At 67.9% G+C, this 20,093-nt stretch carries 17 protein-coding genes; 8 read left to right on the top strand and 9 right to left on the bottom strand.

What is annotated here, in order from left to right; translation table 11 throughout:
* Positions 1 to 37 precede the first annotated feature (37 nt).
* Positions 38 to 1,813, bottom strand: coding sequence for a glyoxylate carboligase (gcl, locus tag AAG895_RS14295; RefSeq protein WP_345792668.1), 1,776 nt, complete (start codon positions 1,811 to 1,813; stop codon positions 38 to 40).
* A gap of 282 nt (positions 1,814 to 2,095) precedes the next feature.
* On the opposite strand from gcl, the gene AAG895_RS14290 reads away from it, so the two are divergent.
* Complete coding sequence (locus AAG895_RS14290; protein ID WP_345792667.1) at positions 2,096 to 2,563, top strand: nucleoside deaminase; 468 nt, start codon at positions 2,096 to 2,098, stop codon at positions 2,561 to 2,563.
* Between the two features lie 80 nt (positions 2,564 to 2,643).
* Complete coding sequence (locus AAG895_RS14285) at positions 2,644 to 3,549, top strand: LysR family transcriptional regulator (protein WP_345792666.1); 906 nt, start codon at positions 2,644 to 2,646, stop codon at positions 3,547 to 3,549.
* A 22-nt stretch (positions 3,550 to 3,571) separates the two neighbouring features.
* Here the strand turns inward: AAG895_RS14285 and AAG895_RS14280 are convergent, their stop codons facing one another.
* Entirely contained in the window at positions 3,572 to 4,486 is a 915-nt protein-coding gene (locus AAG895_RS14280; protein ID WP_345792665.1) for a LysR substrate-binding domain-containing protein, read from the bottom strand.
* 107 nt (positions 4,487 to 4,593) lie between these two features.
* On the opposite strand from AAG895_RS14280, the gene AAG895_RS14275 reads away from it, so the two are divergent.
* The 4 genes from AAG895_RS14275 to AAG895_RS14260 are packed head-to-tail and all read left to right on the top strand — an operon-like array spanning position 4,594 to position 8,728.
* The gene (locus AAG895_RS14275; RefSeq protein ID WP_345792664.1) at positions 4,594 to 5,811 is read left to right on the top strand and encodes a M20 aminoacylase family protein; all 1,218 of its coding nucleotides are present in this window, start codon (positions 4,594 to 4,596) and stop codon (positions 5,809 to 5,811) included.
* A gap of 18 nt (positions 5,812 to 5,829) precedes the next feature.
* Positions 5,830 to 6,867 carry a TRAP transporter substrate-binding protein gene (locus tag AAG895_RS14270; protein ID WP_345792663.1) on the top strand — a complete coding sequence of 346 codons (1,038 nt, stop codon included), beginning with the start codon at positions 5,830 to 5,832 and terminating at the stop codon, positions 6,865 to 6,867.
* Positions 6,868 to 6,926: 59 nt separating this feature from the next.
* The gene (locus tag AAG895_RS14265; RefSeq protein WP_345792662.1) at positions 6,927 to 7,439 is read left to right on the top strand and encodes a TRAP transporter small permease; all 513 of its coding nucleotides are present in this window, start codon (positions 6,927 to 6,929) and stop codon (positions 7,437 to 7,439) included.
* Positions 7,436 to 8,728, top strand: coding sequence for a TRAP transporter large permease (locus AAG895_RS14260; protein WP_345792661.1), 1,293 nt, complete (start codon positions 7,436 to 7,438; stop codon positions 8,726 to 8,728). Before AAG895_RS14265 ends, AAG895_RS14260 begins: the two co-directional genes overlap by 4 nt.
* Positions 8,729 to 8,857: 129 nt before the next feature.
* Here AAG895_RS14260 and AAG895_RS14255 read toward each other — a convergent pair whose 3' ends face one another.
* Complete coding sequence (locus AAG895_RS14255; protein WP_345792660.1) at positions 8,858 to 9,328, bottom strand: solute carrier family 23 protein; 471 nt, start codon at positions 9,326 to 9,328, stop codon at positions 8,858 to 8,860.
* A gap of 263 nt (positions 9,329 to 9,591) precedes the next feature.
* Between AAG895_RS14255 and AAG895_RS14250 the strand changes: the two genes are divergently transcribed.
* Entirely contained in the window at positions 9,592 to 11,055 is a 1,464-nt protein-coding gene (locus AAG895_RS14250; RefSeq protein WP_345792659.1) for an NCS1 family nucleobase:cation symporter-1, read from the top strand.
* A gap of 211 nt (positions 11,056 to 11,266) precedes the next feature.
* Entirely contained in the window at positions 11,267 to 12,163 is an 897-nt protein-coding gene (locus tag AAG895_RS14245; RefSeq protein ID WP_345792658.1) for an EamA family transporter, read from the top strand.
* Positions 12,164 to 12,193: 30 nt separating this feature from the next.
* On the opposite strand, the gene AAG895_RS14240 is transcribed toward AAG895_RS14245, so the two are convergent.
* The 6 genes from AAG895_RS14240 to AAG895_RS14215 are packed head-to-tail and all read right to left on the bottom strand — an operon-like array spanning position 12,194 to position 20,080.
* Positions 12,194 to 13,276: a chemotaxis response regulator protein-glutamate methylesterase gene (locus AAG895_RS14240; protein ID WP_345792657.1), complete on the bottom strand. Its 1,083-nt coding sequence runs from the start codon at positions 13,274 to 13,276 to the stop codon at positions 12,194 to 12,196.
* Positions 13,273 to 14,163: a protein-glutamate O-methyltransferase CheR gene (locus AAG895_RS14235; protein WP_345792656.1), complete on the bottom strand. Its 891-nt coding sequence runs from the start codon at positions 14,161 to 14,163 to the stop codon at positions 13,273 to 13,275. The genes AAG895_RS14240 and AAG895_RS14235 overlap by 4 nt, the downstream gene beginning before the upstream one ends.
* A gap of 20 nt (positions 14,164 to 14,183) precedes the next feature.
* Positions 14,184 to 14,774 carry a chemotaxis protein CheD gene (locus AAG895_RS14230; RefSeq protein ID WP_345792655.1) on the bottom strand — a complete coding sequence of 197 codons (591 nt, stop codon included), beginning with the start codon at positions 14,772 to 14,774 and terminating at the stop codon, positions 14,184 to 14,186.
* A gap of 23 nt (positions 14,775 to 14,797) precedes the next feature.
* The gene (locus tag AAG895_RS14225; RefSeq protein WP_345792654.1) at positions 14,798 to 17,251 is read right to left on the bottom strand and encodes a nitrate- and nitrite sensing domain-containing protein; all 2,454 of its coding nucleotides are present in this window, start codon (positions 17,249 to 17,251) and stop codon (positions 14,798 to 14,800) included.
* Between the two features lie 59 nt (positions 17,252 to 17,310).
* Positions 17,311 to 17,853: a chemotaxis protein CheW gene (locus AAG895_RS14220; RefSeq protein WP_345792653.1), complete on the bottom strand. Its 543-nt coding sequence runs from the start codon at positions 17,851 to 17,853 to the stop codon at positions 17,311 to 17,313.
* Between the two features lie 28 nt (positions 17,854 to 17,881).
* Positions 17,882 to 20,080, bottom strand: a complete 2,199-nt coding sequence (locus AAG895_RS14215) for a methyl-accepting chemotaxis protein (protein WP_345792652.1) — start codon at positions 20,078 to 20,080, stop codon at positions 17,882 to 17,884.
* Between the last annotated feature and the right edge of the window lie 13 nt (positions 20,081 to 20,093).

Below are 20,093 nucleotides of genomic sequence, written 5' to 3'. Positions count from 1 at the left end.
GGCCTGCGGGAGCGGACGTGCCGCCCCCGGGCTGCGCTCAGTCGAGCATCGAGATCGCGGTCGGGGCGTCGGCGCCCTTCTCGGCGAGTTCCTCGAACTCGTTGATGGCGTTGATCTCGGTGCCCATCGAGATGTTGGTCACGCGCTCGAGGATGATCTCGACCACCACCGGCACGCGGAACTCTTCCATCCACTGCTTCGCCTGGGCGAAGGCGGGCTGGATCTCCTCCGGCTTGCGCACGCGGATCGCCTTGCAGCCCAGGCCCTCGACCACGCTGATGTGATCGACGCCGTAGCCCTCGGTTTCCGGCGCGTTGATGTTCTCGAACGCGAGCTGCACACAATAGTCCATGTCGAAGCCGCGCTGTGACTGGCGGATCAGGCCGAGGTAGGCGTTGTTCACCAGCACGTGGATGTAGGGCAGCTTGAACTGCGCCCCCACCGCGAGCTCCTCGATCATGAACTGGAAGTCGTAGTCGCCCGAGATCGCCACCACCTTGCGCTGCGGGTCGGCGGCGCACACGCCGAGCGCGGCGGGCACCGTCCAGCCCAGGGGGCCGGCCTGGCCGCAGTTGATCCAGTGGCGCGCCTTGTACACATGCAGGAACTGCGCGGCGGCGATCTGCGACAGGCCGATCGTGCTGACGTAGCAGGTGTCCTTGCCGAAGGCGCGGTTCATCTCCTCATACACACGCTGCGGCTTCATCGGCGTGTCGTCGAAGTGCGTCTTGCGCTGCATCGTGCGCTTGCGCTGCTGGCACTCGGCGACCCAGGCGCTGCGGTCGGGGAGCTGACCGGCGGTCTTCATCTCGCGCGCCACCTCGAGCAGGCGGTCGAGCGCCGCACCGGCGTCGGAGACGATGCCGTAGTCGGGGCCGAACACGCGGCCGATCTGGGTCGGCTCGATGTCCACATGCACGAACTTGCGGCCTTCGGTGTACACCTCGACCGAGCCGGTGTGGCGGTTGGCCCAGCGGTTGCCGATGCCGAACACGAAGTCCGACGCCAGCATGGTGGCGTTGCCATAGCGGTGCGAGGTCTGCAGGCCCACCATGCCGGCCATCAGCGGGTGGTCGTCGGGGATCGTGCCCCAGCCCATCAGGGTCGGGATCACCGGCACGCCGGTGAGCTCGGCGAATTCCTGCAGACGGGCCTCGGCGTTGGCGTTGATCACGCCGCCGCCGGAGACGATCAGCGGACGCTCGGCGGCGTTCAGCATCGCCATCGCCTTCTCGGCCTGGGCGCGGGTGGCGGCGGGCTTGTACGCCGGCAGCGGCTCGTAGGTGTCGATGTCGAACTCGATCTCGGCCATCTGCACGTCGAAGGGCAGGTCGATCAGCACCGGGCCGGGACGGCCGGAGCGCATGATGTGGAAGGCCTGCTGGAACACGCGCGGCACCAGCGCCGGCTCGCGCACGGTCACCGCCCACTTGGTGACGGGCTTGGCGATCGACTCGATGTCGACGGCCTGGAAGTCTTCCTTGTACAGGCGGGCGCGCGGCGCCTGGCCGGTGATGCACAGGATGGGGATCGAGTCGGCGGAGGCCGAGTACAGGCCGGTGATCATGTCGGTGCCGGCCGGGCCCGAGGTACCGATGCACACGCCGATGTTGCCCGGGTTGGCGCGGGTGTAGCCCTCGGCCATGTGCGAGGCGCCCTCGACGTGGCGGCCGAGGACGTGGTGGAATCCGCCATTCTTCTTCATCGCCGAATACAGCGGGTTGATCGCGGCGCCGGGCACGCCGAACACCGTGCTCACACCTTCCTTGCGCATCACCGCCGCGGCGGCATCCACTGCTCTCATACGGGCCATCTTTGTCTCCAGTGCCAGGTTTGGTTGGGGGATGGCGCAAGATTAGGCGCGCAGCCGGCATACAAGAATCCCAGCATTCGTCGCTTCTATCGGTACTTCAGGTATCGAACGGGATGGTTTTGCCGCAGCTGGGCGTGATCGCGATCTGCCGGGCTGATATGCAATATCAGCGATGCGAATGGCCCGCGCCGGATCAGAGCCTAGAATCGGCGGGGCGGGCGAGCCGCCGCGGCACGCAGTCGGGGCGGCCGGCGCCCGTGTTTCGATACGGGGAGCTTGAGAATGAGCAAGATCGATCAGGACGACATTCGATATCTGCGCAGGGCGATCGAGCTGTCGCGCCAGGCGCGTGCAAAGGGCAACGGCGCCTACGGTGCGGTCCTCGTCCACGCAGATGGGCGGGTGCTGGCCGAGGCGGAGAACGATCAGGTCACCGGCCGCGACAGCACCGGCCATGCCGAGACGAACCTGGTGCGGGTCGCCAGCGAGCGATTCGATGCCGCCACGTTGGCCGGCGCCACCCTCTATGCGAGCGCCGAACCCTGCGCGATGTGCGCCGGGGCCGTGTTCTGGAGCGGCGTCCGGCGGCTCGTGTATGCACTCGGCAGCGAGCGCAACTACGCCTTGCTGCCGCCCTCGAACGATGAGTTGCGGCTGGGGTGCCGCGAGGTGCTCGCGCACGGCAAGCGCAAGGTGGAGGTCGACGGGCCGGCGCTCGAGGACGAGGCCGCGAGCGTCTTTACCGCCTAGGGGCCGGCGCGCCCGCGCGTGCCGCTCGATCGCGCGCGCCGGTGCCAGCGGCTAACATCGGGCCTACGCCGGAGGACGCGATGGACCGCTACACCGAAATCCGCAGTTTCACCCTCGTCGCCGAGAAGGGCAGCTTTGCCGCGGCCGCGCTGGTCGAAGGGGTGACGCCGGTCGTCATGGGACGCCGGCTGGACGCGCTCGAGCGTCGGCTGGGGGTCAAGCTGATGCACCGCTCGACGCGCGGCCTCACCCTCACCGAGCTGGGCGAGCAGTTCCTCGACCAGAGCCGCAGCCTGCTGCGCGAATTCGACGAGATCGAGCGTGCGGTCAGCGCCGGGCGCGACCTGGTGCGCGGCCACCTCGTCGTCTCCGCGCCGGCCGCCTTCGGCCGCCGCCACGTTGCCCCGCACGCGACTGCGTTCAGGGCCCAGCATCCCGAGCTGCGCATGTCGTTCAACTTCACCGACAGCGTGGTCGATCTGGTGCGCGAGGGCTACGACATGGCGATCCGCATCGGCGAGGTCACCGACCCCAACTACGTCGCCGTGCGCCTGTTCCCCAACCGCCGCGTGGTGTGCGGCACGCCCGACTATTTCGAGCGCCACGGCATCCCGCGCCAGCCCGAGGACCTGGTCCGCCACAACTGCCTCGCCTTCAACCTCGCCGGCGGCCAGCAGCGCGGCTGGTCCTTCCTGCGCGAGGGCAAGCTGTTCGCGGTGCGCGTCGAGGGCGACCTCGCCTGCAACGACGGCGAACTGCTCTATGGCTGGGTGAAGCAGGGCTTGGGCGTGGGCTGGCGCTCGACCTGGGAGATCCAAGCCGAGCTCAAGCGCGGCGAGCTGGTCACCGTGCTCGACGAGTTCGCGGTACCGAGCTACGACATCCAGGCGGTGTATCCGCAGCAGCGCCACCTGCCGGCCAAGGTGCGCCGCTTCATCGACCACCTGAAGGCGATCTACCAGCGCGAGGGCTACTGGGAGGGCTGAGGCTGGGCGTGCGGGGGGCGGTTCAGGGCTGTGTCGCGGCCGGTCGCCGGGCTTCGAGTTCGCGGCGGAACAGGTTGGCGAGCTTCTTCGCCGCGCTGCCGAGCGGCACCCCGCGCTGGGTCAGCAGGCCAAGCGGCATGGTGGGCGGCAGCGGCTGAAGCGGCAGCGGGCGCAGGCCGACGCCGACCTGCGGATCGGTGATCAGCACCTTTGGCCCGTAGCCGATCAGCTCGTTGCGGCGGGCGAGCTCGAGGATCAGGAAGGGCGACGAGCAGTGCAGGATGCGGCTCGGCGCCGGCAGGCCATGCTGTTCGAGCCAGCCGACCAGGTTCATGCTCTGGCTCCCGGCGCTCAGGTTCAGCACCCATTCGGCGCCGGCGACCGCCGCCCAGTCGCGCGCCTCGGCAAGGGGATGGCCGAGGTTCACGAAGGGGATGGCCTCGATGTCGGTCAGCGGTTCGAACTCGATCTCGTAGGGCAGATCCTGAGGCGAGGCGAGCGCGACCGCGAAATCGAGGGTGCCCTCGATCAGCCCGGGCAGGGCCGTCACCAGCAGCCCCTCGTGGAAGGTGAGTTCGGCTTCCGGCTGCGCCTTGCGGAACGCGGCCAGTACCCGTGGCATCACGGTTGCCGTGACCAGCGGGGTGATCGCCGCCTTGACGTGTGCGCCCGCGCCGCCGCGCATCTGGCGGATCTCGGCGCGTGCTTTCTCGATCGTCGCCAGCACGAGGCGGGCACGAATCAGCAGTGCGGTGCCTTCGGGCGTGAAGCCGATGCCCTTGTAGCTACGTTGCAGCAGCTCGGCGCCGACATCCTCCTCCAGCTCGCGCAGCGCCTTGGTCAAGGCGCTCTGGCTCAGGTTCATCGCCCGCGCCGCGGCGCGGATCGAGCCGCTATCCGCCACCTGCACGAGCGCTCGCAACTGGTGGTCCTTCATGGGCTTAATGAACTCTCCTGGTTGTCATCCACGAAAAAATATCGCCTTACGGTGTTCGCATCAAGTTCTTAATATCTGGACATGAACTAATTCTATTGGTGAGCCAGATGAGCACCCAAGCAGCTGTTGCGCCCGAGATCGATACCGAGCAGATGAAGGTGTGGCGCCATGCCATCCACCGCAACCCGGAGCTCGGCTTCGAGGAGCACGCCACCAGCGCGCTGGTGGCCGAGCGGCTGCGCGCCTGGGGCTACGAGGTGCACACCGGCATCGCCGTCACCGGTGTGGTGGGCGTGCTGCGCGTCGGCGACGGCAGCGGGCGCACCATCGGGCTGCGCGCCGACATGGACGCCATCCCGGTGCAGGAGATGACCGGCCTGCCGTGGGCGAGCGTCATCCCGGGCAAGATGCACGGCTGCGGCCACGACGGCCACACCGCGATGCTGCTCGGTGCCGCCCAGGCGTTGGCCGAGCGCGCGCGCAAGGGTCTGCTGGCGGGCAATGGCACGCTGGTGCTGATCTTCCAGCCCGCCGAGGAACTCGGCGGCGGCGGTGGCGCGCGGCGCATGATCGACGAAGGCTTGTTCGAGCGCTTCCCCTGCGACGCCATCTTCGGCATGCACAACTTCCCGGGCATCCCGGTCGGCGAGGTCCACGTTCGTCCGGGCGCCTTCATGGCCTCCTCGGACAAGGTGCTGATCCGCTTCGTCGGCCGCGGCGGCCATGGCGGCATGCCGCACATGGCGGTGGATCCGACCCTGCCGGCGGCGGCGACCGTGCTCGGGCTGCAATCCATCGTCGGTCGCAACGTCAATCCCAACCTCGCCGCGGTGATCAGCGTCGGGCGCATGCAGGCGGGCTCGGCCTACAACGTGATCGGCGAGACCGCCGAACTCGAGCTCAGCGTGCGCACCCTCGACCCCGACGTCCGCAACCTCGTCGAGCAGCGTATCCGCGAACTGGCCGAGAACCAGGCGCGCGCCTACGGCTGCACCAGCGAGATCCGCTACGAGCGCGGCTACCCGGTGCTGATCAACGCCGCCGGGCCGACCGCCTTCGCGGTCGATGTCGCACGCAGGACCTTCGGCGCCGCACATGTGTTCGCCGATGCCCAGCCGCTCACCGGCAGCGAGGATTTCGCCTTCCTGCTCGAGCGCGTGCCGGGCTGCTACGTGCTGGTCGGCAACGGCGACAACGGCCACGCCGACGGCAAGTGGGCGGGCGGCTGCATGGTTCACAACCCGCACTACGATTTCAACGATGCCTGCCTCGCGGTGGGCGCCCGGCTGTGGGTCGGCCTGGTCGAGCAGTATTTCCATAACTAAACCCTGTACGGAGGCAACATGAAACTCAGCAAACTCCTGGCTACCCTGTCCGCCGGCTTCGTCATCGCCACCGGCGCCGGCATGCCGGCCGCCCAGGCCGCCACCACCCTGACCATGTCGAGCTGGGTGTCGCCCACCCACTTCCTGACCCCCGAGGTCTTCCAGCCCTGGATCGAGGACGTCAAGCGCGTCACCGAGGGCCGCGTCGACGTCCGCATCCTGCCCAAGCCGGTCGGCGGCCCCGCCCAGCACTGGGAGCTGGCGCGCAAGGGCATCGCCGACATCACCTGGGGCAACTTCACCTACGAGCCCGATCGCTTCAAGGCGCTGTGGTTCTCGGAGATGCCCTTCATCGGCACCAACGCGGAAGCCTCCTCGGTGGCGCTGTGGGAGACCTACGAGAAGTACCTCGCCGGCAAGCCGGCCTTCGAGGGCGTGGTCATGCTCGGCGTCGGCCTCTTCGGCGGCGGCCAGATCCATCACGGCAGCAAGAACATCATCGAGCCCGACGACCTCAAGAACCAGAAGGTGCGCATGGGCGGCCCGATCCAGAAGCGCCTGCTCGAGGACCTCGGCGCGGTGCCCGTCGCCGGGCCGGGCCCGAAGGCCTACGAGCTGCTCGAAAGCGGCGTGGTCGATGCCTCGCTGCACACCATCGAGTCGGTGATCAACTTCCGCGTCGAGGAAAAGCTCAAGCATCACACCATCGTCCCCGGCGGCTTCTACGATGCGTCCTTCTTCATCGCCATCAACGAGGGCAAGTGGAACAAGCTCTCCGAGGCCGACCGCAAGGCGATCATGAGCGTGTCGGGCGAGAAGCTGTCGCGCCTGTGGGGCCAGCGCTTCGATGTGCAGAACCAGGCCGGCGAGGCCAAGCTGCGCGCCGAGGGCCACAGCTTCAACGCGCCCTCGGAGGCGTTGTTCGAGCGCATCGGCGCGGTGCGCGAGCGCATGCTCGCCGACTGGGCGGCCGAAGGCCCGAGCTACGGTGTCGACAAGCCGATGGAGATGCTCGAGTTCTTCGAGCAGCGCTACAAGTCCCACGCCGGCAACTGATCGCCCGCTGATCCCGGACGTGGCCGGCTCCGGCCGGCCACACCCACAAGGAGAATCACATGGACGCGTATCTGTCCCGCCTCCGCAAGGGCGTCGAGGCGCTGCTCATCCTCACGCTGCTGGGCATGGTCCTGCTCACCTTTGCCGACGTCATCGGTCGCCGGCTGTTCGGCACCCCCGTCTTCGGCGCCCACGACGCCACCGAGCACCTGATGGCGATCATGGTGTTCTGCGGCCTGCCGCTGCTGACCGCTGCGCGCGGACACCTGGCGGTGGACCTGTTCGACAAGTACCTGATGAAGCCCGCAATGGCGTGGTGGCACCGGCTGATCGCGCTGCTGATGACCCTGGTGCTGCTGCTGATCGCCTACGAATTCTTCAACGCCGCGATCGAGGCCAGCGAGATCCAGGAGATCAGCCAGGCGCTGTCGATCCCGCGCAGCGGCATGTACGCCTTCATCTCATTCACCTCGCTGCTGTCGGCCCTGGCCGCACTGCTGGGCTGCTTCGGCGCGCCCCCCTCGCATCCCCACGTGTCCCATTCCCACACCACCGAGGAGCGTGCCAAATGACCGTCGGTCTCCTTTCCCTGCTGGCCGTGCTGGTGCTGGCCTTCCTGCGGGTGCCGCTGGCCTTCGCGCTGCTGTCGGTGTCGCTCGCCGGCATCAGCGTCGTCATGGGCTTCGACGTTGCGCGCTCGCTGGTGCCGCTGACGATCTCCGAAGCCGTGTTCTCGTACGAACTGGCCGTGGTGCCGATGTTCATCCTGATGGGCAACATCCTCGCCCGCTCCGGCATCTCCGACGACCTGTTCCGCGCCGCCAACGCCTTCCTCGGCCCGGTGCGTGGCGGGCTGGCGCTGTCGACCATGGTCACCTGTGCCGGCTTCAGTGCGGTGTGCGGCTCGAGCCTGGCCACTGCCGCCACGATGTCCAAGGTCGCCTACCCGAGCATGAAGCGCTACGGCTACTCGGACCAGCTCGCCTCGGCCACCATCGCTGCCGGCGGCACGCTCGGCATCCTGATCCCGCCGTCCATCATCCTGATGATCTACGGCATCCTCACCCAGACCAACATCGGCGACCTGTTCGTCGCCGCGGTAATACCGGGCATCCTCGGCCTGCTGATGTACCTGGGCGTGGTCTACGCCATCGCCTGCATCAGCCCGCAGGACGCCCCGCGTGGCGAGCGCACGACCACCGCCGAGAAGCTGCGCTCCCTGCGCGGCGTGTGGCCCTTCACCCTGCTCTTCGTGGTCATCATCGGCGGCCTCTATGGCAGGCTCTTCACCGCCACCGAGGCTGCGGGCCTGGGTGCCGGCCTGGCGCTGATTCTGTCGATCGGGCAGCGTCGGATGACCTGGCAGAGCTTCCGCCAGATCTTCGTCGAGACCGCCACCACCTCGGTGATGCTCTACAGCGTGCTGTTCGGCGCGCTGCTGTTCGCCAAGCTGATCTCGTTCTCCGGTCTGGGCGAAGGCATCCTGGAGCTCGTCCAGCAGGCTGGACTCGGCCCGTACCAGACCCTGGCGGCGATCCTGCTCATCTTCCTGCTGCTGGGCTGCGTGATGGAGTCGCTGGCGATCATCCTGATCTGCGTCCCGCTCTTCCTCCCCCTCCTGATGAGTCATGGTTTCGACCTGATCTGGTTCGGCATCATCGTGGTCGTGGTGACCGAGATCGCGCTGATCACGCCGCCCATCGGCATGAACGTGTTCGTGCTCAAGGCCGCCCTGCCGCACGTCAGACTGGGCGCGATCTTCCGCGGACTGTTCCCCTTCGTCGGCATCGACCTGTTGCGCCTGCTGCTGCTGGTCGCCTTCCCGTCGATCACGCTCGGGCTGGTGGCGATGATGAAGTGAGCCCGGGCAGGCAGCGGCGGCGTGTCGACGGCCGATTGCCCAGGGCGTAAACGAAGAAAGGGGGCCGCTGGCCCCCTTTCCGCTTGCATCCCGTGTAAATGCGCGGCCGGCGTGCCGGCCGCGCTCCGGTCAGTGCGCTTCTGCAGCCTTCGCCGCTTCGATCGCGCCCGCCTTGTCCTCGCGGCCGCCATTGAAGTAGAGGTTCAGCACCACCGCCGAGATCGCCGTCAGCAGGATGCCCGACTCGAGCAGCGGGTGCAGGCCGTGGGCCATGTGCTGGGTCCAGCGCGGCGCCACCAGCGGCACCAGGCCGAAGCCGATCGACAGCGCGACGATGTACAGGTTGTTGCGGTTACCCTTGAAGTCGACGTTGGCGAGGATGCGGATGCCGGTCGCCGCCACCATGCCGAACATCACCAGGCCGGCGCCGCCGAGCACGAAAGTCGGCACCGACTCCACCAGCGCGGCCATCTTGGGCAGCATGCCGAGCACGATCATGATCGCGCCCGCCGCCACGCACACCCAGCGGCTCTTCACGCCGGTCACGCCCACCAGGCCGACGTTCTGCGAGAAGCTGGTGTAGGGGAAGGTGCTGAACATGCCACCGATCACCGTGCCCAGACCATCGGTGCGCAGGCCGGCGGCGAGCTCGGTGCGCGAGATGTGATTTCAATGGGGTCAGACCCCATTGATCCGCGAGGTCTTCCGTGGGAGCGGGCTTGCCCGCGAATACAGCGCTCGAGTCCGCGACATTCGCGGGCAGGCCCGCTCCCACAGACAGTTGCTCCCACAGGGTCCGCGAGGTTCGCGGGCCGCCTCGAAGCCTACAAGCTGATACCGCCTCGGCGGTCATGGAGACAGACATGGAAAACGAAAAGATCGACCTCAGGATCCAGCACATGGATCCCAGCCTCTATAACTCGGACCTCGCGCCGCTGCCGCCCGCGCAGCGCAAGTGGGGCTGGTTCGAGATCTTCAACGTGTGGTCCAACGACATCCAGAGCCTGTTCGGCTACACGCTGGCGGCCACGCTGTTCATCTCCTACGGCCTCAACGGCTGGACCGTGTTCGCCGGCATCATCCTCGCCGGCATCATCGTCAACGTGCTGGTCAACCTCACCGGCAAGCCGGGCGTGAAGTACGGCATTCCCTACCCGGTGATCGCGCGCGCCTCGATGGGCGTGCGCGGGGCCAACTTCCCGGCGCTGATCCGCGGCATCGTCGCCATCTTCTGGTACGGCGTGCAGACCTACTTCGCCTCGACCGCGCTCGCGCTGCTGTTCAATGCGCTGCTCGACAACCCGGGCGGCGGCACCTTCCTCGGCATGAACGCGGTCGACTGGGTGTCGTACGCGATCGTGTGCGTGTTCCAACTCGGCCTCTTCCTGCGCGGCTTCGACTGGATCACCAACTTCCTCAACTGGGCCGGCCCGCTGGTCTATCTGGTGATGATCGCGCTGCTCGGGGTGATCTGGTACAAGGCCGGCGGCGGCCTGGTCAATGAGCTCGGCAACATCTTCGACGGCCGTGGCGAGCATCCGGGTGGCCCGATCGCGGCCTTCGCCGCGGTGGTCGGCACGATGGTGGCCTACTTCGCCGCGGTGGTGATCAACTACGGCGACTTCTCGCGCTTCGTGAAGAACGAGTCGCAGATGAAGTGGGGCAACTTCCTCGGCCTGCCGGTGAGCCTGGCGTTCTTCTCCTTCCTCGCGCTCTTCATCACCGCCGGCACCGCGGTGCTGTTCGGCGAGATCGTCACCAACCCGGCCGAGATGGTGGCCAAGGTCGACAACCTGGCGCTGACCATCATCGCCGCGCTCACATTCTTCGCCGCCACCGTCGGCATCAACCTGGTCGCCAACTTCATCCCGGCGGCCTTCGGTCTCGCCAACCTCGCCCCGGCGAAGATCAGCGCGCGCACCGGCGGCATCATCACCGCGGTGATCTCGTTCTTCATCGGCGGCCTGTGGGTGGCGCTGATCAGCCACATCGGCATCGCCGGCTTCGTCGACACCCTGGGCGCGGTGCTCGCGCCGCTGTATGGCATCGTCGTCGCCGACTACTACCTGGTGCGTAAGCAGAAGCTCAACGTGCAGGACCTATTCTCCGCCGAGCCGGGCTCCACCTACTACTTCGACAACGGCTGGAACAAGCGCGCCCTGTTCGCCTTTTCGGTGGCCTCGCTGTTCTCGGTGGCCTCGGTGTGGACGCCGGCGCTGGCCGCCTGGGCGGGCTTCTCGTGGATGTTCGGCGCGCTGCTCGGCGCGGTGCTGCACCTGGCGCTGATGAGCCGCAAGGCGCCGGTCGTTGCGGCGCAGCCGATGTGAGTCCGGCCCCGGCGGGCGGGCATCGTGGCGGACGAACGCCGTTGCCCGCCGCTGCCGGGCCGATAAGCGCTATCAGCCTGGCCTTATGTCACCGCGTGCGTTGCGGTGCATAATCCGCCTCGCACTGTTACTCGCCGCCGTCTCCCCGGCGGCAGCCCTTCGGCCGCGGCCCCCCTCAGGGGCGCCGCGGCGTTTTCCTTTTGGAGGTCCGATGCCCGCATCCGGCACGCCCCGCTTGGCCCTGCTCGCGCTCGCCGCGCTGTCCCTGATCTGGGGTTACAACTGGGTGGTGATGAAGCAGGTGATCCAGTACGTGGATCCCTTCGATTTCTCCGCAATCCGCGCGGCGCTTGGCGCAGCGACCCTGTTCGTCGTGCTCGTCGCGCTGCGGCGGCCGATCAAGGTGGGTGCCATTCGCCAGGTGGTGCTGCTTGGCCTGCTGCAGACCGCCGCTTTCACCGCGCTCATCCAGTGGGCGCTGGTGGCGGGCGGCGCGGGCAAGACCGCGGTCCTGGTGTACACGATGCCGTTCTGGGTGATTCCGATGGCGTGGTGGGTGCTCGGCGAACGCGTGCGCGGGCTGCAATGGGGCGCGATCGCGGTGGCCGCGGCCGGCCTGGTGCTCGTGCTGCAGCCGTGGGCCATGGCGGGCAGTGGCTTCAGCAACTTCCTCGCGGTGGCCGCCGGCATCACCTGGGCCGCGTCGGCCGTGGTGGCCAAGCGCATGCGCCAGGATCACGACTTCGACCTGCTCGCGCTCACCGCCTGGCAGATGCTGTTCGGCGCGCTGGCCCTGTGCGTGTTCGCGGGGCTGCATCCGTCGCGACCGATCGATCCGACGCCGTATTTCTTCGGCGCGCTGGTCTTCAATTCGGTGTTCGCCACCGGGCTCGCCTGGGTGCTCTGGCTGTACGTGCTGCAGCGGCTGTCGGCGGGCATGGCCGGCCTGTCGGCGCTCGGCATCCCCCTGATCGGTGCGCTCGCCGGCTGGATAGAGCTTGGCGAGCGGCCGAACGGGGCCGAATTCACCGGTATGGCGCTGATCGTCGGCGCGCTCGCGCTGATGAGCCTGTGGTCGCTGTGGCAGTCCCGCCGGGCCGTCGGCTGAGCCAGGCGCCGCGGCCGCGCCGCGGACGCCTCACCTGACCAACCCCAGGATCGCCTCCGGCAATTGCGGCAGCGGCAGCACCCGGTCCACGCCGCCCAGCCGGATCGCCTCCTTGGGCATGCCGAACACCACGCAGGTCGATTCGTCCTCGGCCAGCGTGGCGGCGCCCGCGTCGTGCATCTCCTTGAGCCCGCGCGCGCCGTCGTCGCCCATGCCGGTCATGATCACGCCCACCGCGTTCTTGCCGGCGAACTTCGCGCAGGAGCGGAACAGCACGTCCACCGAGGGGCGGTGGCGGTTGATCAGCGGGCCGTCGACCACTTCCACCGTGTACTGTGCGCCGCTGCGCGCCAGCATCATGTGCTTGCCGCCGGGGGCGATCAGCGCGCGGCCGGGCATCACGCGGTCGCCGTGGCGCGCCTCGCGCACCTCGAGCGCGCACAGGCTGTTGAGGCGCTCGGCGAACATCGCGGTGAAACGCTCGGGCATGTGCTGGACGATGACGATGCCGGGGCACACCGCGGGCAGGCGGGTGAGCACGGCCTCCAGCGCCTGGGTGCCGCCGGTCGAGGTGCCGATGGCGACCACGCGCTCGGTGGTGCGCACCATGTTCGAGCCGCTGCCCAGGCCGGCGCCGAGGATGGCGTCGGCGCTGAGCTTGGGCGCGGGGGTGAGGGGCGCGGCCGCACGCGGCACCAGGCGGCTGGCGTTGGCGCGCGCGGCGGCCTTGACCGCCTGCACCACGTCGTTTGCGCTGTCCTCGAGGAACTGCTTCACCCCCATCTTCGGCTTGGTGATGATCGCCGCAGCGCCTGCGGACAGCGCATGCATGGTCGCGGCGGCGCCGCTTTCGGCGAGCGAGGAGCAGATCACCACCGGCGTGGGGCGCTCGGTCATGATCTTCTTCAGGAAGGTCAGCCCATCCATGCGCGGCATCTCGATGTCGAGCACGATCACGTCCGGCCATTCGCGCTGCATGTGGCTGATCGCGAACAGCGGATCCGAGGCGGCGGCGATCACCTCGATGCCGGCGTCGCGCTCGAGCGCCTGGCGCACCGTCTGGCGCACCACCGCCGAGTCGTCGACGATCATGACCTTGATGCGGGCGCTCATCGGCCGTGCTCGCTACGGGCGGGGTGGAGGGCGCGCGGCGCGGCGCGGTTCAGGCGATGGCGTTCGAGCTGCCCCTGCGCGTGCGGCCGGCAGTACAGCGTGGGGCGCAGCGCGCTCAGTTCGTCGGTGATGCCGGTCAGGGTCTCGGAGTGGCCGACGATGAAGGTGCCGTCCTCGCGCAGGTGGGGGACCATGTTGCCCACCACCTTGCGCTTGGTGTCGTTGTCGAAATAGATCATCACGTTGCGCAGGAAGATGACGTCGAACTGGCCGAGGTCGCGGGTCTCGGGGGCGATCAGGTTGATGTGGCGGAAGTCCACCCGCTCGCGCAGCCTGGGCACGACGAGGAAGTTGCCCTCCTGGCTGCGCACGCCCTTCAGGCAGTACTTCTTCATCAGCTCGGGCGGGATGCCGCGCCCGCGCTCCATCGGGTAGAGCCCGGTCTGCGCGCGCTCGAGCACGGTCAGGCTGATGTCGGAGGCGACCACCTCCCAGCTGGCACCCAGGCCGAGGGTTTCGGCGAGCACCATGGCGATGGTGTAGGGCTCCTCGCCGCTCGACGAGGCGCCGCTCCACACCCGGAACGGGCGGCCACGGCGGCTGGCGGCGAAGTCCTGCAGGAAGTCGAAGTGCGCCGCCTCGCGGAAGAAGTAGGTCTCGTTGGTGGTCAGCAGGTCGACCATCAGCTGGCGTTCCTGCGGCTGCTCGCTGCTGGTGACCATCTTGTAGTAGGCGCCGAAGCTGTCCAGGCCGTAGTGGCGCAGGCGGCGCGACAGGCGGCCGGCAACCAGCGGCTTCTTGCTGTCGGCCATGTTGATGCCCGCCAGCCGGTAGATGAGCTTCTGGAAGAGCGCGAATTCCGCGTCGGTGAGGCCGTTGTTGTCCATGTCTCGGGTGGGGCTCGCGCTCAGAAGAGTTCGACGTTCGATTTCGGCGGCGGTCGCTTCAGGGACTCGGCGTAGGCCTGCTCGGCCTTCGCCACCTCCTGCGCGCTCGCCATGGTGGTGGTCATGCGCCGGCAGTACGCGTCGCCGGTGGCAGGCACGAACAGCAGCTTGCGCGAACAGGCGCCGAGGAAGTCCGAGGCGATCAGCTCGATGCCCTCGCGCTTGAGCCACTCGCAGGCGAACTCCGCATTGCGCTTGCCGATCGCCGAGGCGGCGATGCCGCTGATGATGGTGCCGCCGCCGAAGGCCTTGGCCTTGATGCGGTGGCGGGCGCCGCCGCGACCGAGGATGCCGTTCAACAGCACCTCCATCGCATAGTCGCCCGAGAGCAGGGAGTCGACGTCGACCCCGCCCTCGCGCTTGCGCATGTTGGGCAGCATGAAGTGGTTCATGCCGCCCACGCCCACCGCGGGGTCGTACATGCAGACCGCCACGCAGCTGCCGAGCAGGGTGGAGATCGGGCGCTGCATGTCGACCGCCCACTCGCCGGGCGAGATGCTCTGCGCCCGGCGCTCGATCTCCTGCGGCGACAGGGTGTGCCAGTTGATCATGGCGTGCGTCCGCGCATCGGGTTCTACGCGACCCGCAGGCGGCGCGCGGCGCTGGCGTCGTCGATGGTGAAGAACTCCATCAGCTCCTGCAGCTGCCCGGCCTGTCCGCCGAGCTCCTCGGCGGTAGCGGCGAGCTCCTCGGAGGCCGAGGCGTTCTGCTGGGTGGCCTTGTTCAGCTGCCCCATGGCGTTGTTGATCTGTCCGACGCCTGCGGTCTGCTCCTGGCTGGCCGAGGCGATCTCCTGCACGAGGTCGGAGGTCTTGTTGATCGAGGGCACGATCTCGTCGAGCAGGGTGCCGGCGCGCTCGGCCAGATGCACCGAGTTGCCGGCGAGCTCGCCGATCTCCTGGGCGGCGACCTGGCTGCGCTCGGCGAGCTTGCGCACCTCCGCCGCCACCACCGCGAAGCCCTTGCCGTGTTCGCCGGCGCGTGCCGCCTCGATGGCGGCGTTGAGCGCGAGCAGGTTGGTCTGGTAGGCGATGTCGTCGATGATGCCGATCTTGCCGGCGATGTTCTTCATCGCCTCGACGGTGGATTTCACCGCCTGTCCGCCTTCGCCGGCCTCGGAGGCGGCCTTGGTGGCCATCGAGTCGGTGATCTTGGCGTTTTCGGAGTTCTGGTTGATCGAGGCGCTCATCTGCTCGATCGAGGCCGAGGTCTCCTCCACGCTGGCGGCCTGCTCCGAGGACGACTGGGAGAGGCTCTGCGCGGTGGCCGAGACCTGGCCGGCGGCGTTGGTGAGCGCATCGGCCGCGCCGCGGACCTGCTCGATGATCTCGGCGAGCTTGTCCATCGAGTCATTGACCGCGTTCTGCAGCACCTGGAAGTCGCCGGCGTAGTCGTCGGTGATCTTCTGGGTGAGGTCGCCGCCCGAGAGCGCGACCATCACGCGCTTGACCTCGTCGATCGGGGCGATCACCGCGTCGAGCGTGGCGTTGACGCCCTCGACGATGCGGCGATAGTCGCCCTGGTGCTTGGCGGCGTCGGCGCGGGTCTCGAGCCGGCCTTCGACCGCGGCCTGGGCGAGCATGACGGCGTCGGCGACCAGGCCATTGACCGCGTCGATGGCGGTGTTGAGGTTGTTCTTGATGGTGTTGAAGTCACCGTTGTAGGTGTCGGTGATCCTGGCCGGGATGGCGCCCTTGGCGATCCGGTCCACGTAGTCGGCGGCGACGTTGAGCGGGCCGATCACCGCGTCGAGGGTGTCATTGACGCCCTGCACGATGCGCCGGTAGTCACCCTGGTGCCTCGAGGCGTCGGCGCGCGTCTCGAGCCGGCCGTCCACCGCGGCCTGGGCCAGCATGCTCGCGTCGTCGATCATGGCGTGCAGGTTGGTCTGCACCTCGGCCAGCGCGCCCTCGATCTCGCCGAGCTCGTTCTGGTGGTGCACCTCGATCTTCTCGTCGAGCCTGCCCTGCGCGATGCGATGCGCGGCCTCGGCGTTGCCGCGCAGTCCGCGCAACAGCCCGGTCACCTGCAGCCCGAACAGTGCAGCAGCGATCAGCACCGCGATCGTCATCGCGATCGAAAGCGCCAGCTGTGTGGACGAATCCGCGTTGAGCATCTGGGCGCGGTTCATCAGCGCAGCGGCGAAGCGGTCTTCCTCGACCTTCATGAGGTCGATCTTGCGCGTGATGGTGGCGAACCAGCTCGCCGGCTCCACGCCGAACTCGCCCTGTTCCATGCGATCCAGCGCGATCTGGCGCAAGCGCGCGGTTTCGCGGCCGGGCTCGCTGTCGAGCACGCGCTGCAGCGCGTCCTGCCATTCCTGTGCTGCCAGCGAGCGGAAGGTGGACAGGTAGGTGTCCTGTGCGGTGAGGATGGTGATGATGCGGCGGTGCAGGGCGAGATCGGCGGCGGCGTTGGCCGCGAACAGGCCATTGACCGAAGCGCGCTCGCGCCCGGCCTGCTCCTTGGCGAGCACGAACATCAGGTAGGCGTTCATGCCGCGGGACAGCTCGACCTCCTCGGCGGCCGATGCCGCGATGTTGATCACGGTGATCAGGCGCTCGATCGTGCCGGTGAAGTAGTTGAAGGACTCGGGGCCCGGAATGCTCAGCCCGTTGACCCGGCTACGCACGGCCTGCAGCTCGGCCATGCGCGTCTGGGCCTCGGCGAGGGCCTTCTCGATCTGTCCGCCCAGCGTCTGGCGCTCGGTTCCCGCGAGCCAGGCGTCGAGCGCGGCGCGCACCTTGTCGGAGTCCTGCTGCTGGGTGGCCAGCTCGGCCTTGAAGCGCCCGCCGCGCGAGCCGATGAAGCCGGCCGACAGGCCGCGCTCCTTCTGCAGTTCGTGCACCACCGCGTTGATCTGCACCGAAAGCTGGCTGTACTGCACACCGCGCGCCATGGCGTTGCGCGTGGTCCACTGCGTCATGACGTCCGTGATGGCATAGAACAGCACCGCTGCAATCACGATCGCGAAAAGAAGGAACAGGCGCAGGCGAATCGAGCGCCAGCCGTAGGACTGAGTGTTCATCTCGGGTATTCCGTTTTGCGTGCGGGGGGCGCCTGCCCGGCGCCCGCCCGCCTTTTCTTTCAAGCTTCTTCGGAGGTGCTGCCGTTGCTGCCCATGCTCGCCAGCATGGCGATCTCCTGGGTAGACAGCACGCGATCGACGTTGAGGATGATGACGAAGCGGCCCTCGACCTTCCCCATGCCCTGGATGAAGTCGGCCCGGATCTTGGCGCCGAAGCTCGGCGGGGGCTCGATGTCCGCCCGCGGGATCTCCAGCACTTCATTGACCGCATCGACGATCACGCCCAGGTCCTGGCGCTCCTCGCCATCGCCGAGCTCGACGATGACGATGCAGGTGCGGCGCGACACGGTGGAGGCCGCGCCGCCGAAGCGCGCGGAGAGATCGATCACCGGCACCACCGCGCCACGCAGGTTGATCACGCCGCGGATGAAGGCCGGCATCATCGGGATCTCGGTGACGTTGCCGAACTCGATGATCTCCTTGACGTTGAGGATCCCGAGCGCGAACACCTCGCCACCGAGGCTGAAGGTGAGGTACTGCTGAGGGCTGCCGTCCATGCCGGCAGCGAGGGGGCTCTTGCTGTGGGTAAGGCTCTGGCTCATGGCCTGGCTCCTGCTACTTGGCGTGTGCTCAGAATTTCTCGAAGTCGCTTTCGCTGAAGCTCACCGGCTTGCCGACCGCCAGGCGCACGGCCGAGCGCGCCGACTTTGCACGCGGCGCCGCTTCGGCTGCCGGCGCATGGCTGGGCTTGCTTGCCGCGCTGCGCTTGTGCGGGACGGGCGCGGACGAACCCACGCTGAAGAAGCCCATCAGCTCCTGCAGCTGGCCGGCCTGTCCGCCGAGCTCCTCGGCGGTGGCGGCGAGCTCCTCGGAGGCCGAGGCGTTCTGCTGGGTGGCCTTGTTCAGCTGCCCCATGGCGTTGTTGATCTGTCCGACGCCTGCGGTCTGCTCCTGGCTGGCCGAGGCGATCTCCTGCACGAGGTCGGAGGTCTTGTTGATCGAGGGCACGATCTCGTCGAGCAGGGTGCCGGCGCGCTCGGCCAGATGCACCGAGTTGCCGGCGAGCTCGCCGATCTCCTGGGCGGCGACCTGGCTGCGCTCGGCGAGCTTGCGCACCTCCGCCGCCACCACCGCGAAGCCCTTGCCGTGTTCGCCGGCGCGTGCCGCCTCGATGGCGGCGTTGAGCGCGAGCAGGTTGGTCTGGTAGGCGATGTCGTCGATGATGCCGATCTTGCCGGCGATGTTCTTCATCGCCTCGACGGTGGATTTCACCGCCTGTCCGCCTTCGCCGGCCTCGGAGGCGGCCTTGGTGGCCATCGAGTCGGTGATCTTGGCGTTTTCGGAGTTCTGGTTGATCGAGGCGCTCATCTGCTCGATCGAGGCCGAGGTCTCCTCCACGCTGGCGGCCTGCTCCGAGGACGACTGGGAGAGGCTCTGCGCGGTGGCCGAGACCTGGCCGGCGGCGTTGGTGAGCGCATCGGCCGCGCCGCGGACCTGCTCGATGATCTCGGCGAGCTTGTCCATCGAGTCATTGACCGCGTTCTGCAGCACCTGGAAGTCGCCGGCGTAGTCGTCGGTGATCTTCTGGGTGAGGTCGCCGCCCGAGAGCGCGACCATCACGCGCTTGACCTCGTCGATCGGGGCGATCACCGCGTCGAGCGTGGCATTGACGCCCTCGACGATGCGGCGGTAGTCGCCATGGTGCTTGGTGGCGTCGGCGCGCGTCTGCAGGCGGCCTTCGACCGCGGCCTGGGCGAGCATCACGGCGTCGGCGACCAGCTCGTTGACCGCGTCGATGGCGGTGTTGAGGTTGTTCTTGATGGTGTTGAAGTCACCGTTGTAGGTGTCGGTGATCCTGGCCGGGATGTCGCCCTTGGCGATCCGGTCCACGTAGTCGGCGGCGACGTTGAGCGGGCCGATCACCGCGTCCAGCGTGGCATTGACGCCCTCGACGATCTTGCGGAAGTCGCCCTCGTGCTTGCTGGCGTCGGCGCGGGTGGCGAGCTTGCCGGCCACGGCGGCATCCGACAGCATGCCGGCATCGACGATCATGCGCTTGACGCTGGCCTGGACGTCGGCCACTGCGCGCACGACCTCGCCGACCTCGTCCTTGGCGTCCGACTTGAGGTCGAAGTTGAAGTCGCCGCCGGCCATCTTCTTGGCGGCCGCGCTCACCTCGGCCACCGGACGGGTGATCGAGCGGGTGATGAAGATCGCGAAGGCGACGCCGATCAGCAGCGCGATTAGGGCCAGGCCGATCAGCAGCGTCACCGACTGTTCGCCGAGCGCCTCGGCCTGGCGGCCGGTCTCCTGCATCAGGTCGGTCTGGTAGCTGATGAACTTCTTCAGCGCATCCAGATAGGTGAGGTAGGCAGGACGGTAGGTCTCGGAGAACACGCTGGTCGCAGCCTCGAAGTTGCGCTGCTGGATCAGGTTCTCGAACTGCTGCTGGACCCCGATGAAGGACTGGCGTGCCGATTTGATGTCGCCGAGCAGTCGTTCGCCCTCGTCACCGAAGGACATCGCATCGAGCGCTTCCAGCTTCTTGAGCAGATTGGCGCGCTCGTCCGCGACGCCCTGGGCAAAACTGCGCAGATCCTCATCGCTCTTCATGATCAGCATATTCCGGTGCAGCAGGCCGATCATGTTGACCGAGTCGATCATGTCGTTCGAGGTTGCGACCTTGACGTTCTTGTCGCTCACGACGTCCGTGATTTCAGCCTGCAGGCTGCTCAGCCGCAGACTTCCGATCACCGCTATGAGCACGAGCAGGGCGAGTACGACGGCAAAGCCAATGCCGAGCCGGGTGCCGATCTTCAGGTTCTTCATGATTTACTCCAGG

It is taken from the genome of Thauera sp. JM12B12 (genome assembly GCF_039614725.1).
Lineage (GTDB): Bacteria > Pseudomonadota > Gammaproteobacteria > Burkholderiales > Rhodocyclaceae > Thauera.
The sequence above is the reverse complement of the archived record's forward strand: the minus strand, read 5'-3'. Positions and strand labels throughout refer to the sequence as shown.